At 60.3% G+C, this 16,418-nt stretch carries 14 protein-coding genes and 1 pseudogene; 10 read left to right on the top strand and 5 right to left on the bottom strand.

Features of this window, described 5'->3' with window-relative positions; translation table 11 throughout:
* Positions 1–81 precede the first annotated feature (81 nt).
* The 4 genes and pseudogenes from IPK17_RS16905 to uvrA all read left to right on the top strand — a co-directional run bounded on the left by IPK17_RS16905 (position 82) and on the right by uvrA (position 5,205).
* Positions 82–852 carry a DUF3048 N-terminal domain-containing protein gene (locus IPK17_RS16905; protein WP_343418865.1) on the top strand — a complete coding sequence of 257 codons (771 nt, stop codon included), beginning with the start codon at positions 82–84 and terminating at the stop codon, positions 850–852.
* Positions 833–1,525: a DUF3048 C-terminal domain-containing protein gene (locus tag IPK17_RS16900; RefSeq protein WP_343418864.1), complete on the top strand. Its 693-nt coding sequence runs from the start codon at positions 833–835 to the stop codon at positions 1,523–1,525. Before IPK17_RS16905 ends, IPK17_RS16900 begins: the two co-directional genes overlap by 20 nt.
* A gap of 107 nt (positions 1,526–1,632) precedes the next feature.
* Positions 1,633–2,169 (top strand): Uma2 family endonuclease, encoded by a 537-nt coding sequence (locus IPK17_RS16895; RefSeq protein ID WP_343418863.1) that lies wholly within the window; start codon positions 1,633–1,635, stop codon positions 2,167–2,169.
* Positions 2,170–2,306: 137 nt separating this feature from the next.
* A pseudogene (gene uvrA, locus IPK17_RS16890) lies at positions 2,307–5,205 on the top strand (excinuclease ABC subunit UvrA).
* Between the two features lie 64 nt (positions 5,206–5,269).
* On the opposite strand, the gene IPK17_RS16885 reads toward uvrA, so the two are convergent.
* A complete protein-coding gene (locus IPK17_RS16885) occupies positions 5,270–5,677 on the bottom strand; it encodes a hypothetical protein (protein ID WP_343418862.1) in 408 nt (135 codons plus the stop codon).
* A gap of 95 nt (positions 5,678–5,772) precedes the next feature.
* On the bottom strand, positions 5,773–6,285 hold the full coding sequence (locus IPK17_RS16880; protein WP_343418861.1) for a WD40 repeat domain-containing protein: 513 nt from the start codon (positions 6,283–6,285) through the stop codon (positions 5,773–5,775).
* Positions 6,286–6,827: 542 nt separating this feature from the next.
* On the opposite strand from IPK17_RS16880, the gene IPK17_RS16875 reads away from it, so the two are divergent.
* Entirely contained in the window at positions 6,828–8,111 is a 1,284-nt protein-coding gene (locus IPK17_RS16875; protein WP_343418860.1) for a Glu/Leu/Phe/Val family dehydrogenase, read from the top strand.
* A gap of 137 nt (positions 8,112–8,248) precedes the next feature.
* Positions 8,249–10,366: a tetratricopeptide repeat protein gene (locus IPK17_RS16870; RefSeq protein WP_343418859.1), complete on the top strand. Its 2,118-nt coding sequence runs from the start codon at positions 8,249–8,251 to the stop codon at positions 10,364–10,366.
* A 116-nt stretch (positions 10,367–10,482) separates the two neighbouring features.
* Here the strand turns inward: IPK17_RS16870 and IPK17_RS16865 are convergent, their stop codons facing one another.
* Both IPK17_RS16865 and IPK17_RS16860 read right to left on the bottom strand, forming a co-directional pair.
* A complete protein-coding gene (locus IPK17_RS16865; protein WP_343418858.1) occupies positions 10,483–10,899 on the bottom strand; it encodes a DUF1573 domain-containing protein in 417 nt (138 codons plus the stop codon).
* A gap of 85 nt (positions 10,900–10,984) precedes the next feature.
* Entirely contained in the window at positions 10,985–11,461 is a 477-nt protein-coding gene (locus tag IPK17_RS16860; RefSeq protein WP_343418857.1) for a c-type cytochrome, read from the bottom strand.
* Positions 11,462–11,647: 186 nt separating this feature from the next.
* On the opposite strand from IPK17_RS16860, the gene IPK17_RS16855 reads away from it, so the two are divergent.
* Both IPK17_RS16855 and IPK17_RS16850 read left to right on the top strand, forming a co-directional pair.
* A complete protein-coding gene (locus tag IPK17_RS16855) occupies positions 11,648–12,886 on the top strand; it encodes a glycosyltransferase (protein ID WP_343418856.1) in 1,239 nt (412 codons plus the stop codon).
* A 364-nt stretch (positions 12,887–13,250) separates the two neighbouring features.
* A complete protein-coding gene (locus IPK17_RS16850; protein ID WP_343418855.1) occupies positions 13,251–13,949 on the top strand; it encodes a hypothetical protein in 699 nt (232 codons plus the stop codon).
* 108 nt (positions 13,950–14,057) lie between these two features.
* Here IPK17_RS16850 and IPK17_RS16845 read toward each other — a convergent pair whose 3' ends face one another.
* Positions 14,058–14,825, bottom strand: coding sequence for a class I SAM-dependent methyltransferase (locus tag IPK17_RS16845; RefSeq protein ID WP_343418854.1), 768 nt, complete (start codon positions 14,823–14,825; stop codon positions 14,058–14,060).
* A gap of 75 nt (positions 14,826–14,900) precedes the next feature.
* On the opposite strand from IPK17_RS16845, the gene queG reads away from it, so the two are divergent.
* Together queG and IPK17_RS16835 are read left to right on the top strand one after the other, a co-directional pair.
* The gene (queG, locus tag IPK17_RS16840; protein WP_343418853.1) at positions 14,901–16,031 is read left to right on the top strand and encodes a tRNA epoxyqueuosine(34) reductase QueG; all 1,131 of its coding nucleotides are present in this window, start codon (positions 14,901–14,903) and stop codon (positions 16,029–16,031) included.
* 47 nt (positions 16,032–16,078) lie between these two features.
* Positions 16,079–16,297, top strand: a complete 219-nt coding sequence (locus IPK17_RS16835) for a heavy-metal-associated domain-containing protein (RefSeq protein ID WP_343418852.1) — start codon at positions 16,079–16,081, stop codon at positions 16,295–16,297.
* Positions 16,298–16,418: the final 121 nt, after the last annotated feature.

The raw sequence follows: 16,418 nt of genomic DNA, 5'->3' as shown, positions 1-16,418 counted from the left end.
GTGCAAGCCCAAACGCGCGGCGTATACTTCTCCCCGCTGCCCAAACGGGCACTTTTTGTTCATTGGATCGTAAGGAATCGTATGCACCGGACAAGACGTTTTTCGCTCGTCATGGCGGTCACGGTCATCACGCTGGTGGTCGCGGCGTTTTCCGTGAGCGCGTCCGCGCCTCAGGACATTGACGCGTATCAGGATCCGCTGCCGGGGACGAACACCCCATCGCCAACCGCCATCTCCTTCGCGACGAACACCCCGTCTGGCCCCACGGCGACGCCGACCGAAACGCTCACGCCGTCCAACACGCCGACGTTTACGCTGACACCCACGCCGACCCTGACGCCCACAGCGACGTTCACGCCAACGTTCACGCCGTCCAACACCCCGACGGATACGCCCACCTTCACGCCCACGCCGACTCCGGTTGGGCCGGTGTCCTACCCGGAAGGCGTGAGTCCGCTGACGGGCTTGCCGTACCCGAACGAAGAGGCGCGCAACCGCCGCAACCTGATCGTCAAAATCAGCAACTACCCGCCGATTGTGCGCCCGCAGAGCGGCATTAATCAGGCGGATGTCGTCTACGAATACGAAGTCGAAGGCGGCGTGACGCGCTTAGCGGCGATTTTCCGCAATAACGCGCCTGATCATGTTGGCCCCGTGCGCAGCGGTCGCCTGATGGATATGGAACTCGTGCCGATGTACGAGGCGCTGTTCGCCTATTCCGGCGCGAGCGAACCGGTACAGAATCTGCTGCTGCATCAGGATTGGTCACTGCAAATTATCTCGCCGTCGATTGGCGATAACTGCGAAGAGGCGGGTTTCTGCCGCTTCCCCAATGGCGATCTGCCCGTTTGAGCACACGCTGTATCTCGATACGAATGTGCTGTGGGATCGCGCGACGCGCCGTGGCGTGAATACGGGCTACCGCGCGCGTGGTTTCGCGTTCAGCGAGACGCCCAGTCCCGGCGGCGAACCCGCGAACGACTTGCATGTCGAGTACTACGGGCAAATCGATGTGCGCTGGCAGTATCGCGAAGAGACCAACACGTATGTCCGCTACACTGACAATGCGCCGCACTTTGACGCCGCGGACGGTGAGCAGTTGTGGGCGGATAATGTCATCGTGATCGAAGTGCCGCATGAAGAACGCCCCGACCTATTTGAGTCGGAGAGCCGTTCGGCGTCGCAGCAAATCAATTTGTGGGATACCGGACGCGCGTATTTGCTGCGCGATGGTCAGTACTGGGAAGGCTATTGGCGGCGGCGCGACCGCGAACCCGGCACCGCGCTGGAGGTCATGTTTGGCGACAACACGCCGATCATGATGCGCCCCGGTCGGACGTGGGTGATGGTCACGCGCTGGATGAACTACGTGACGATCAGCACCGAGCGGCCGAACATCGAAGCGACGGCGACGATCATCGCCCTGACGCCGACCAATACGCCGTGGCCGACGCCGATCCCGCAGACGCCGGATCCCAACGCGCAGGCCGCCCCGGTCGAGGCGACGCCGACGCCCGCGAGCTAAAAACAGGACTGAGGTTCAAGGACTGAGTAGGGACGAGGCATGCCTCGTCCTTTTTGATTGCTGCCTGTATCAAAACGCCATTCCCATATAATGTGAACAGGGGGACTATGACAGCAGACAATTTTGCGCGTTTTGTTAGCGCACCAGAAAACTCAGATCGACGATTTGAGTTGATTGATGGGCAGTTGGTTGAGAAATTGCCAACGATGCTGCAAGGGGTGATTAAGGCGCAGCTTGGCGGTGAACTCGGCATCTATTTGCGCGAAAATCCAGTCGGTTGGGCCGGATTCAGTATCGAATATTCACTGCCTACCGATCCATTAAATGTGAGATCTCCGGACATATCTTTCACCCTCAAGGAAGGGCGAACACTTTTACGTGAGGGCTTTGTTCCGTACATGCCCGAAATTGCTGTTGAAGTTCAATTGCCGGAACAAAGCGATAGGTTCATGCAAGAGAAGGGCGATTACTATCTGGCACACGGGACGAAAATCGTGTGGATCGTCTATCCGCGCCAGCAGCTCGTTGAAGTGCTGACGCCAAGCGAGCGCCATCTCCTGACCATCAACGACATGCTGACGGGCGGTGGCGTGCTGCCGGGTTTCAGCGTGCCGATCCGCGAGATTTTTCCAAAAGTGGAGTAGCCTTTTCCATCCAATTGACTCCATCACATCCAATGCCCCTCTAATCATTGAGGGGTAGAATAGATGTTTGCAACACACCTTCCACAGGACTACAATTGTTAGAACGAATGTACACATTTTCCACTGGGGCAAGCTAAATGGCTCAGCAGGACAAGATCATCGTGCGTGGCGCACGAGAACACAATCTGAAGAACATCGATGTCGAGATTCCGCGTAACCAGCTCGTGGTGATCACGGGTTTGTCAGGGTCGGGTAAGTCCTCGCTGGCGTTTGATACCATCTTCGCGGAAGGTCAGCGGCGCTACGTCGAGAGTCTGAGCGCGTACGCGCGCCAGTTCCTCGGGCAGATGGAAAAGCCGGATGTCGACCAGATCGAAGGGCTGAGCCCCGCCGTCTCCATCGACCAGAAGGGCGTGAGCCACAACCCGCGCTCAACAGTCGGCACGGTGACGGAGATCTATGACTATTTGCGTCTGCTGTACGCCCGCATTGGCGTGCCGCACTGCCCGGTCTGCGGTGAAGAAGTCGTCGCGCAGAGCGCCCAGCAGATCGTCGACGAGATCAAGGCGATGCCGGATGGCACGCGCATTCAGGTGCTCGCCCCGGTGATCAAGAATCGCAAGGGCAATCACGAAAAGGTCTTCGAAGATGTGCGCAAGGGCGGCTTCGCCCGCGTGCGCGTCGACGGGGTGGTGCGCGAACTGGAAGAAGACATCTCGCTGGATCGCTACGGCATCCACAACATCGAAGTGGTGGTCGACCGTCTGGTGATTCGCCATTACGACGACGCGGAGTCGGAGGATGCGCGCTCAGCGGAGACGCGCCTGACCGACGCGGTCGAGACGGCGCTGGAAATGGGCGGCGGCGTGATCACCGTGAGCAATATGAGCTACGACCCGCCGCTGGACACGCTCTACAGCGAACATCTGGCGTGCGTGAATGGTCACGGCAGCATCCCGGAGATCGAACCACGCTCGTTCAGCTTCAACACGCCGAAGGGCGCGTGCCCAGAGTGTCAGGGGTTGGGCTTCCGGTTAGAGATCGATCCGACGCTGGTCGTGCCGAACCCTGATCTGACGATCAACGAGGGCGCGATTGAGGGTAACGGCTGGAACATGGAAGATGGCAGTTGGGGCGGCAACATCATGCGCTCGGTGGCGCACGAGTTCCACGTCCCGCTGAACACGGCGTGGCGCGAATTGACCGACGAGCAGCGCAACCTGTTCCTGTATGGCACGGGCGGCAAGAAGATCCGCGTGCGCTACACGTCGAGCAGCGGCGATCACCGCGAATACACCACCGCGTTCGAGGGCATCATCAACAATTTGCAGCGGCGCTACCGCGAGACGGAATCCGACTACATCCGCCAGAAGATCGAAGAGCTGATGTCGCAGATCCCGTGCAGCGCGTGTAACGGTCACCGTCTGCGCCCGGAATACCTCGCGGTGACGGTCGCCGGGCAGGCGATCCATCAGGTGAGCCGCCTCCCGGTGACGCAGTTGGTCTCGTGGGTGACGGATCTGCGGGGACGCAATGGCACGCCTGCGCTGCTCAGCGACCGTGAGCAGGAGATCGCCGTGCAAATCCTCAACGAGATCGAGGCGCGCGTGCAGTTCCTGAACAATGTCGGCTTGGGCTACCTCAGCCTCGCGCGCTCGTCAGGCACACTGAGCGGCGGTGAAGCGCAGCGCATTCGCCTCGCCACGCAGATCGGCAGTCGCCTGACGGGCGTGCTCTACGTGCTGGACGAGCCGTCCATCGGGCTGCATCAGCGCGATAACGGCAAGCTGATCGAGACGCTCAAAGAGCTGCGCGACCTCGGCAATACGTTGCTGGTGGTCGAACACGACGAAGAAACCATGCGCTCCGCCGACTACCTGATCGACCTCGGCCCCGGCGCGGGTGAGCACGGCGGCCATGTCATCGCGGCGGGCACGCCAGAAGAAGTGATGCAGGTCGAAGATAGCCTGACGGGCGCGTACCTCTCTGGTCGCCTGTCGATTGATGTGCCCGCCAAGCGGCGCCCCGGCAACGGCAAGTCGATTGTGGTGCGCAACGCGCGTGAGAATAACCTCAAGGGCGTCGATGTCGAGTTCCCGCTCGGTAAGCTGGTCTGCGTGACGGGCGTGAGCGGCAGCGGCAAAAGCTCCATCATGGTGGATGTGCTGTACCGGCGCATCGCGCAGGTACTCAACGGCAGCCGCGAGAAACCGGGCGCGCATGAGCGCATCGACGGGCTGGAGCAGATCGACAAGATCATCAACATCGATCAAAGCCCCATCGGGCGCACGCCGCGCAGCAACCCGGCGACCTATACCAAGATGTTCGACCTGATCCGCACGCTGTTCGCGGAACTGCCGGAAAGCAAGATCCGCGGCTACACCGCCGGGCGCTACAGCTTCAACGTGAAGGGTGGGCGCTGCGAGAAGTGCGAAGGGCAGGGCGTGCTGCAAATCGAGATGCAGTTCCTGCCGGATGTGTACGTGACGTGTGACGTGTGTCACGGCGCGCGCTACAACCGCGAGACGTTACAGGTTAAGTACAAGGGCAAGAGCATCTCCGACATCCTCAACATGACGGTGAGCGAGGGCGTAGAGTTCTTCACCAACATCAATGCGATTGCGTCGAAGCTGCGCACACTCGATGAGGTTGGCCGGCTATATCCGCATCGGTCAGCCCGCGACGACGTTGAGCGGCGGCGAGGCGCAGCGTATCAAGCTGAGTCGCGAACTGTCGAAGCGCGCGACCGGGCAAACGCTGTACATCCTCGACGAGCCGTCGACGGGGCTGCACGCCGCCGATGTGAAGCGCTTGATCGGCGTGCTGCAAAAGCTGGTCGACAACGGCAACACGGTGCTGGTGATCGAGCACAACCTCGACATCATCAAGGTGTCGGACTGGATCATCGACATGGGGCCGGAAGGCGGCGACGCGGGCGGCTATGTGATCGCCACCGGGACGCCGGAAGAGGTCGCGCTGGTGGACGAGAGTTATACCGGGCAATTCCTGCGCCATTACGTCGGCGAGAAGGTGTAGCGAGTACACCTCACCCCCAGCCCCCTCTCCTCTTTTCGGAAAGAGGAAAGGGGGCTGGGCGCTGCTACTGCTCCTGCGGAATTGCCCTTGCGACCGCGATCAGATCGGCGGCGCAGGCGGGCGGGATACTCCCGACGGGCAGTGCCTCGACTTGTGCCACGAACTCGCGCAGTTGATCTGCTTGAGCGGCGTTGGGAAGGGGCAGCGGCGCATCACACAGCGCGGCGATGGAGCGCAGACGCTCAAGGGACGGATCGGGGACGACGATTTGTAAGGGCAAATCGGCAGGATTTGTGTCATCGCCATCTATCGCTGGCATTGCTTCCGAATCTGCGGGTGCGCCAATAGCAACCTGACCGCCATAGGGACTCCAATCGGCTGACAGCAGCGGAACAGTCGTCGTAAAAATCGGTGTAATGCTGCCCGACTCCCCGTCGACAAGATAAGCTGTTCCATCGACACTCGTCGCCAATATTTGCGTTTCATCGGGACTCCAACGTGCAGATGTCAGCTCGTTGGGAAAACCTGAGTATGTATGTAGACGTTCACCTGTAATCGGATCGAAGGTCACAACACGGTAGAAATTTCCTTCGCGTCGCGTCTGTTATAGGCTGCAAGGATAATGCTACCACCTGCGCTCCACTGGATTGAGTGTCGAAAACCGGGAATAATGTTTGAAATCAGCGACTGGCGCTGTGTCAGATCATAGATTTCAAGCCTATACGTAAATCCGAGGGCAAGATACTGCTCATTCGGGCTGAATTCCACATGCGGGACATCTTCGGGCGCACCCGGTAGCGAAAATAATGGGTTACCACGCGCATCGCGCATAACCATCTCATCAATGCTACTCACCAAAAGGTACTGACCATTGGGACTCCAAGCGACACGCCAAGCAACGATAAGGTCGCGATCAAAATAGACTAAACTGCCTGTGTGCATATCCCAGATGTTCAATCCGGTAAAACGATCGACAGTAGCAATCTGTGACCCGTTTGGCTGGAGCGCTGCATCCTCAATTGGGCCGGTGAGTTCGCCCGGAACGTCCATGATAATCAGGTGTGTCGCCGGATCGATCACCGTTAATCCGCCTTCGCGCAATGTGACCAGTATTGCACTCGGGTTTTGAGACCATTCCACCTGAGAAACAAGGAGCGCTTCATCTGTGTCACGCGCTTGCGTCCTGACCTGTGAGCAACACAACACACACAATAAGAGAACAAGGCATCGAAACGTTTTCATGTGGCCCCTGTTGGTTTAGTCGCGAGCGCTGGAAAGTTGGTTCATTCCGGATGAGCTTGATGATCAAGCTTTGGTGAGCTCCCTGTGAAGCAATACGCCCCTGACTCTGCTGCGAATAGCGTAGCAGCACAATAACGTTCGCTCTATGTTTCCCCTACGCCACAGAGTTATCTCGACTTCGTACTAAATTTCACTAATTTTCTTTATGATGCAATGTGCCTAAATGTATTCCCTCAACGGATGTGCAACATATATGAGAGGTGAGTTAAATCACTTCTCGCTGAACAAAAGCTCATATATACTGACCAATAGATAAGGGATTTGATCCCTACAAAATAGACAAAACGAAACCGGTCGCATCCGGAAAAGGAGTATTGGTAATGGTGGTCGCATATAACACCCCCCCACAGGAGCAAACACCGAGCGTTTACGGTACCGCGCTGGCGCAATTTGATCGCGCTGTCCGCTACCTGAACCTTGATGATGGGGTGGCCGATTTCCTACGCTATCCGCGCCGCGAGTTCTCGGTGAACTTCCCGGTTCGCCGCGATAATGGGAAAGTGGAAATGTTCACGGGTTATCGTGTTCACCACAGCACCGTGCTCGGCCCGTCGAAGGGTGGCCTGCGGTACAGCCTCGCCGTGAACCTCGACGAAATTCGCGCGCTGGCCATGTGGATGACGTGGAAATGCGCGCTCGTCAACATCCCCTACGGCGGCGCCAAGGGCGGCGTGGTCGTCGACCCCAAGACGCTCAGCCGGGACGAACTCGAACGCTTGACCCGTCGCTATACAGCCGAACTCATTCCTTTAATCAGCCCCAAAATGGACATCCCCGCGCCGGACATGGGCACGAACCCGCAGGTCATGGCGTGGATTATGGATACTTACAGCATGACCGTCGGCTATTCGGTCCCGGCGATTGTGACCGGTAAGCCGATCAACATCGGCGGCAGCCTCGGTCGTAACGAAGCGACGGGCCGCGGCGTCATCGCGTGCATGGTCGAAGCGCTCAAGGGCCACGGTTTCGGCAAGCCGTCCAGCGAGACGAGCATCGTCGTCCAGGGCTTCGGCAACGTCGGTTCGAATGCGGCTTCGTTCGCGCACTCGCTCGGCTTCAAGATCGTCGGCGTGAGCGATGTCGGCGGCGGCCTGTACAATGCGAATGGTCTGGACATGCCCGCAGTGCGCAGCTACTACGCTGAACATGGCACGCTGGAAGGCAGCGCGCTCGGCGACGAAGTCACGAATGCCGAACTGCTGGCGCTGCCGTGCGACGTCCTCGCGCCGTGCGCGATGGAAGGCCAGATCACGGGCAAGAACGCCAATCAGGTCAAGGCGAAGATGATCGTCGAAGGCGCGAATGGCCCGACGACGCCAGACGCCGACGACATTCTCAACGACAAGGGCGTGTTCCTCGTGCCGGATATTCTGGCGAACGCGGGTGGCGTGGTCGTCTCCTACTTCGAGTGGGTGCAGGACCTGCAGGCGTTCTTCTGGGATCAGGAAGAGGTTTACCGCCAGCTTCAGCGCGCGATGGCGCGCAGCTACTACGCGACGGAAGCGACCGCCGAAGAATACGGCGTCGACATGCGTACCGCCGCGCAAATTCTCGCCATTAAGCGGGTGGCCGATGCTCTCGAAACGCGCGGGATCTACCCGTAAGCGAGACGCTCCGGCTAACCGGACAAACTAGACTTATTTCCCCCAGACGGGCTGAGCGATCAGCCCGTTTTGATTTTCACCCCGCCCCGCCGCTACAATAGGTTGGGGATTCGCACTGCGAAAGACATGGCGACGAGATGAAATGGACTGAGAACTTGCTCAAAGCGAATGGCGGCGATGGCGCGCGTAAGGTGCAGGATGCCCTCGACGCTGGGCGCGCCGCGGTGTTCGCCGAGGATGAGGCGAAGGCGCTCGCCCAGTATCGCCGCGCGGTCGAATTGGCGACCGCCACGCCCGGCCATGCCCGCCAGCGCGACTTCATCGTCACGGCAGAGATGGCGCGCGCAAGCTGCTTGCTGCGCTTGGGACAGTTGGACGAAGCGGAAGCGGTCATTGCGGCGCAGTACAAAACCGCCGAAAACGATCACCAGCTAGGACAAATCGTGCTGGCGCGCGGCAAACTGACCGCAGCGCGCGGTGAATCGCCCCGCGCGGATTTTGAGCTGGCGCTGCGCCATGCGCGCAACGTACGGGTTGATGATCTGGAAGGGCGCGTGCTCGGCGCACTGGGCGAGATGTATCTGGGTGAAGCCAACGCGAGTTACGCGGCGCATCTGCTGCGTGACGCGGTCGCGAAAATCAATGCGGCGGGCGATGTCGAGCAGAGCAGCCGGATCGTGGGCTTGCTCGGTCAGGCGCTGGTCGAAAGTGGACACGAGGTCGAAGGGCAGCAATTGCTCGAACGGGCGCTGAATCTCGCCAAGAATATCGGCAGCCGCCGTGACGAACGCCAATGGTCGGCGGTGCTCGGCAAACGGTCGGCGCGCGAAGGACGGCATCAGGAAGCCAAGCAGCTCTATGGGCGGGCGCTGGCGCTCTCCAACCCGGATGTGCCGACCGTCGATTATGTGCTGCTGTTGTGTGACCTGAGCCGCATCTGTCTGAGCCTGCATGAAACTGGCGAAGCGATCACCTATGCGCAGACGGCGGCGCGAGCGGCAGAAAAACTCAATGTCGAGAAGGTCACGCGGATGGCGCGCGGCACGCTCGGCGTGGTGCTGCGCGCGGCGGGTAAGCATCTCGACGCGCTGCCGCATCTCGAAGCAGCCAGCGCGACCGAACCCGTCGACATCGAAGTGCTGCGCAGTCTGGCGGCGGCGCAGGCCAACAGCGGCGCGACCGACGCGGCGATCCGCACGTATCAGCGGGCGATCAAGGCGGCAGAAGCGGCGAAATCACCGTTGGAATTGGCGCAGGCGCGGCGGGATCTCGGCTTGACGCAGGCGAAGTTGGGCGATTTGCTCTCGGCGATCCATGAATGGACGGCGGCACTGGCGATCTACGAGGAGCACAAAGCGGCGGCGCAGGCGGCGCGGCTGCTGTGTGATGTGGCAAATGCGCGTAAGTCGCTGGGGCAGTACGCGCGCGCCATGAAAGACTACGAAGAAGCGCTGGTGCTGCTCAACTCGGTCGATGAGACGGATCTGGAGTCGCGCGGGCTGGTGCTCTCCAATGCGGCGAATGCGTATGCCGATGTCGGCGACGTGGAATCCGCGGACGCGTTTTTCAACGAGGCGATCACGATTGCGGATCGCCTCGGCGATAAGATTGGGGAGTCGACACGGTCGGGCAACTACGGTTGGTTCTTGCTGCATGTGGGGCGACCGCGCCGGGCATCATCGACGATTGAGCGGGCGCTCCAGTTGAGCCGTGAACTCAATCTGCCGCTGCATTCCGCGGTGCAAACGGATAACCTCGGTCTGGTGCATGACGCGCTCGGCGATTATGCGACCGCGCTCGATTATCATCAGCAGGCTGTCACGCTGCTCACCGAGTTGAACGAACCGTATTGGCTGGCGACCGCGCGCATTAATCAGGCGAACACGTTGATCGCGTTGGCGCACATCGACCCGGCGGCCGAACTGCTGGATCTGGCGCTCACGACAGCGCGGGAGACCGAGCGTGTCGAGCTGATCACGGCGGCACTGACCGGGTTAGCGCAGGTCGCGCTCGGACGCCATGACCCGGTGCTGGCGGACACCTATCTGCACGAGGCGATCACCTTGGCGCGCAAGAACGATCTGCGGCGTTTGTTGGCGGAAGCTTTAACCGCGCGGAGTCGGCAGCAAGCCATGACCGATCACCCCGCCGAAGCGGCGGCGAGTTGGGATGAGGCGCACAAGCTCTACACGATGCTGCACATGCCCCAAGGGAAGATCCAACCCGCATGGCTGGCCGGGGAAAAGCGGAGTTAGGTCGCTGCCCCCTTGACCCCACCCCAAATCCCCTCGCCCTTGGGAGAGGGACGCGCCACACCGCAGTTTCGGCGCCCTTCGCCGCTTCGAAGCAGGCTGGAAAGGAGAAGTACCGGCTACTCAATCCAATTGGACAAGCTCGTCAGCAGAATGGTGCTCTGCGTCGGGTCGTTGGTCGGCACGTGGACGCGGAATTCGTGTGGCCCGCCCATCATGTTGTGCATGGTGTAGCGCAGCGTGATAGTCGTTTGCTCACCGGGGCGCAGCGTCATCTGGCTGACGATGGCGCGCGGTGGGCAGCAGCCCTGCACCAGTTCGACGCGCGGTTCTTCCAGAATGCGCAGCGTCTGACTGCCGGTGTTCTGGATGGTGTAGACGCTTTCCGCCCACGCTTCCATCTGCATATCACCATGATCAATCACGGTAGTAGCGACTTCGGCGTGGGGTGCGCCCTGCACTTCCGGCACGTAGGGCGGAGTGCTCTGGCTGGTGACGAGCACCAATCCAATGAGGATCACCGTTACGGCGATCACCCCGACGGCGATCAGGACCGTGTTCTTAGGCAGGCCTCGCGGAGGGGGCGGTTTTAGCTTTTGCAGACATGTCCTAAACTCCTATTTACGGCTGCGTCTGGGCAACCAAAGCTTCTTCTTCGTTGGTGACGCGCTGCTGGTAGATGCGCTGCTCTTCCGTCCACATCGTTTTGATGTAGGCGATGATCAGCGCGGCTTGGTCACGGGTATACAAACTGTCCCAGCGCGGCATGGTGTAAAAATTGTTGGGGTCGGCAAAGCCGCCGTCGGTGATGTAACGGAGCAAAAGCTCGTCGCTGTGATGCCACGTATGCCCGGTTGGGTTGTGCGGCGGCGCACCGAGACGCCCGGTCTCGTCCGGTTCGAATGGCGCATCGGGGAACTGCCCCTCACCGTCGACGCCGTGACACGCGGCGCAGGTCTGTTCGTAGTAGGTGCGGCCCTCAGCGATTTGCTGCGCGTTGTACGTGACTCCCTTGATGGTGCTGCCGGGATCACCCGGCGCACAAGCAGCGGCGAGGAGCAGGATCAACGAGGCGCAGCCCAGTAGAACTTGGCGCATGGTCAACCTCGAATATAGTATGTGAATCCGTTGATGGATACGCCCTTAATATGACATAGGCAATTCAGTTTGTATCGTGACATGTGACAGGAATTGGCTATACTAATCGACATATTTAAGCTTTTGTGCCTCGGTTTTGGTCTCTCAGTTGAACTTTTAGCCGCAGCCCGAGTAGTAAGTGTTGATATGGCAACCTTCTGGTGTGTTTCCGCGCCCCTCTTCAGTCACACGGATTGGGGCGGTTTTTTGAAGACCGCGCAGGCGTTAATGCGGCGCGGGCATGATGTCATATGGGTCAGTCAGGCGGGGATCGGCGGGGCGGTGACCGAACGCGGCGTTCCGTTTGCGACCGTGCCCAATACGGGGTGGCTGTGGCCGCCCCCGCCCGCGCCCGATCTCACGACGATCCCGCCGCAGGAAGCGGTCATGCTGCGCTACCGCCGCGCGCTGGATACGTGGCTGACCGAAGATTTGGTCGGTGCAGGGGTGGAGTCGCTGCTGGCGCTGGCGGCAGAACGCGGCCAGCCCGATGTGATCATCACCGACCCGTTTTTGAGCGCGGCAGCTCTAGCCGCAGAACGGCTTGATGTGCCGCTGGCGGTCGCGGGCTGGCCGGCGATGCGCGATCTCAACGCGGAGTCGCTGTACTACGTGCAGAAAGAACTGGCGCGGGACAGCGTCGAACGGTTGGAACGGCTGTATGCCCGCTTCTGTGTGACGGGCACGAATTTCGCCAAAGGGGCGACACCGTCGATCGTCAGCCCGCATTTGCATCTGAACTATTTCACGCCGGATTGGTTCATTGCCGATCAGGCGAATTTGCTGGAACAGAACGAGTTCTTCGGCGGGCTGCCCGATGCGCCGACCGATGCGCCGCCCGCGTGGCTGACGCAGATCCCGGAGAGCGCGCCGCTCGCCCTGATCACGCTCGGCACGACGTTCACGGGCGATCTCGGCTTCTTCGCGTGGTCGGCGCAGGCAGCGTATCGCGCCGGGCTCGTGCCCATTGTGGTGATTGGCTGGAATCCGGTCACGCCGGAGGAGAAAGCCAAGTTGAAAGCGGCGCTCCCGCCCTCGACGCGCTTGCTCAACTGGGTGAGCTTTGCGCATGTGCTGCCGCGTACCCGTGTGATGGTGCATCACGGCGGTATGGGGACAACGCACGCCGCGCTGATCTACGGTGTGCCGCAGTTGGTTGTGCCGCACGCTGCCGATCAGCAGGGGCAGGCGCGGCGGGCAGCCCAAGCGGCGGTTGGCATCAAGCTGACCGCGCACGAGGTGCGGCAGGGACTGCTGATGCAGGGCGTCAAGGCACTGGCGACGGATGAAAACGTGCTGGCGACCGCGCGACAGTTTGCCGCCGATATGCAGTCACGCGGCGGCGTTGACCGGGCGGCAGAGGTGCTGGAGGGGCTGGTTGGCTAACCTCACCCCCACCCCTCTCCTAGAGGAGGTTCCCGAAAGAAATCCACGAATAGATGTAGGGGCGCACCTGTGTGTGCGCCCGAAAACGGGCAGACACACAGGTCTGCCCCTACACACGGACTTTCGGAAAGCTGCTTAAGCCATTGTCAGAAAGCTGCCAAAAGAGAAAGAGGCTTTCCTCGTCCTTTGGCTGATAGGCGTTCTAGAGTACGATGCCTGAAGATGAGTTCAGTAGGACAGCGTGAGGTCTGTTTGGAGACAGCGGACGCCATGAATGGCGTCCCTACACAAAGACAGTTCTTCTCGTAGGGACGCGATTTATCGCGTCCGCAAAACTGTAATTTGGAATCAGAGGAGATGGGGTATGAGTAAAGGGTTGTTGTTACTGGTGATGCTGGTTGGACTGGCAGCGGTTTTCCCGGTGAGCGCGCAGGATGCGGCGACGTGTCCCGGTGACCTGACCGCGGTAATTGAGTCGCTGAATGCGGATTATGAAACGCCGGAAGACGCGCTCCGGGCACTGATCACTGCGCGGGAAGCGCTGCAGGCGGCAGAGCTTAACTGCGCGCGGGCGGGCGTCGTGCTGGTCGAAGAAGAATATGCCCCGGCGGAAGGCACGTTCACGCTGAATTACCCGAACGGTTGGGAAGTTGGCATCTTCTCGCCGAGCGAGACGGGCGGCGTGCTGTTCCTCGGCAATACGCCACGGGCGCAGGACTATTTGCAGGTCGAACAGCCGACGCCGGAAGAGGGCGCAGTCGCCCTGCAAGTGCTCATCGGCACGCCGACCGATCGGCAGGATGTCGGCGGGCTGCAGAGCGTGGTCGCGGACTTCGAACTGCTGCTGCGCGGCCTGTACCCTGACAGCAGCACGACCGAATTCTTCACGCTGGATGGGCGCGAGGCGGCGCGGATGTCGTATCGGGGCACGGCTTTTGACGGCTTCCTCGTCGCGCTGACGATGGACAACGGGCGCTTTGTGGCGATCCGCGGCGTGACTTCGACGGGCAACCTCGACGCCTTGCAAGCGATCGCGCAGGCGGTCGCCGTCTCTACACGGTAAAGAAAAACGAAAAGATCTAACGCAAAGACGCTAGGGCGCGAAGACGCAAAGTAAATGACCTACTTTGCGCCTTACCGTCTTCGCGTCTTTGCATTGAATCTTGCACTTTTACATCGGCTTTTTGCCGAGGATGATGATGTAGGCGTGATCCAGCGTCGCGTCGGGCGTGCCCGCGCACTGGAAGTTCATCCACTCTTTGACCGGATCGGGCGCTTGGATCATCATGATCTCCAGCCGTTCGCGCACCTCGGGCGGGCAGTCCTGCCGTTCGACCCACTTGGTGAAACTCGCCTCGCGGCTGATGCGCTCCCAATGCTCGACGGTCAGCCCGGCGTCGAGATACAGCCCCTGCCATTCATAACTGTTGAACACACGGTTGTGACTCGGGTCGCGCAGCCGTTCAAAGGCTTCCAGATATTCGGCGGCTTTGTCGTCGTCCGGGTTCAGGTGATCTTGCACCAGCAGCAGACCGCCCGGCTTGAGCACGCGCGCGGCTTCCTGCACGAACTTGAAGGCGTCGGCGAAATGATGTGGCGCGACGCGGCAGGTGACGAGGTCGAACGTGGCGTCGGGGTAAGGCATGTTTTCCGCATCGACGTCGGCGAACTCGATCTTGGTCACGCCTTTGCTCTCGATGAAGGCTTTGGCCTCCGCCAGCATGGGCGGCGCGAAGTCACTGGCGATGACTTTGGCGACGTGCGGCGCGAACTTGAGCGCGGTATGGCCGCCGCCCGTCGCGACATCGAGCACGACCCAGTCCGGCTGCGGCTGGGCGAGCTCGATCAACCGATCCAGATCATGTCCTTGCGAATGGGTCTCGCTGGTCACGTAGCCATGCGCGTATTGGCTGAAGCGCTGCTTAACATCCCCTGTCATGCTGACCTCCGGTGTGCAAAAATGAATTGACCGTATTGTATGCCCGAAGCGAGCGGGAATTCATCGCCAAATCGTATGACTGATATTCTGTTTTCCAGTGAACGCCTCAAAATGCGGGCGCTGGAACTGGGCTTTAACCTCGTGGGGATCACGCAGGCGGAACCGTCGCCGACGCTCGATGCCTATTTGCGCTGGATCGATGCGGGCATGCACGGCGAGATGGCGTACATGGCGCGACCGGATCGGCAGGCGCGGCGGCGCGATCTCAGCGTGATCATGCCGGGCGTGCGCTCACTGGTGATCGTCGGGCTGGATTATCGCAGCCATGTGCCCCCTGATCTGCTGGCCGATTCGGCGCGCGGGCGCATCGCGTCGTATGCGTGGGGTCTGGACTACCATGAGGTGATCACGCCGCGCCTCGACACGCTGGCGGCGTGGATGAGCGCAGAAGCACACCACCGCGCGTATGTGGATACGGGCGCAATTCTCGAACGGAGCCACGCGCAGACGGCGGGTATGGGCTTCATCGGCAAAAATACCATGCTGATCCATCCGCAGCGCGGCAGCTTCTTCTTCTTGGGCGAAATCCTCACCACGTTCGCGTTCGACACCTACGACGAGTCAACGCTCGCGCCGACGATGTGCGGCACATGCACGCGCTGTCTGCGCGCATGCCCGACGAACGCCTTTCCGCGCCCGCATGTGCTGGACGCGCGCCGCTGCATCAGCTATCTGACGATTGAACACAAAGGCTGGATTGACCGCGACCTGCGCCCGCTGATGGGCAACTGGGTGTACGGCTGCGATGTATGTCAGGAAGTGTGCCCGTTCAATCGCTTCGCGTCACCAACTCACGAAAGTGCGTTCTATCCGAGTGCGTGGGATCGGGTTGCGCCGCCGCTGCTCGATCTGCTGGCGCTGGATGCGGAAGGCTTTGCGGCGCGGTTCGCCGGGTCACCGATTGCGCGCATCAAACGGGAGCGGTTGGTGCGCAACGCGTGTATCGCCGCGGGAAATTGGGGTTTGGACGACGCCATCCCCGCGTTAAGTGCGCTGCTGACCGATGCGAGTCCCCTGGTGCGCGGACATGCGGCGTGGGCACTCGGTCAAATCGGCGGGATGCGCAGCTACGCTCGTCTATCTGAACAACTGTCACATGAAACCGATGATCAAGTGCGGGCAGAACTTCAGTCCGTTTTGCGATAAGATTGAGGCGGTTCACGACGTCTGAATTATGTAGGAGGGAGACTCATATGGAAAGCAAATCGTTTGTTGTTCCCAACATTGGCTGCGATGGCTGCGTCAAGACCATCGTCAACGAACTGTCTCAGAAGCAGGGCGTGTACACCGTCAAAGGTGACAAGCTGACCAAGGTTGTGACCGTGGAGTGGGATACCCCCGCGACGTGGGATGGCATTGTCACGACGCTCAAGGAAATCGACTACGCGCCGGAACAGTCGTTGATGCCGTAAGGCCGATTGCCCAAAGCTCAGAGAGGCGATCTTTTAAGATCGCCTTTTTGATTCACGCGTTGTGTGAAAAATGTAAATTTCCTGCTTTCGAATTGACTCCCGCCCTATGTATCAACTATGA

This window comes from Candidatus Flexifilum breve (assembly GCF_016713355.1).
Note: the sequence above shows the minus strand (reverse complement) of the source record. Positions and strands in the feature narration are given on the sequence as shown.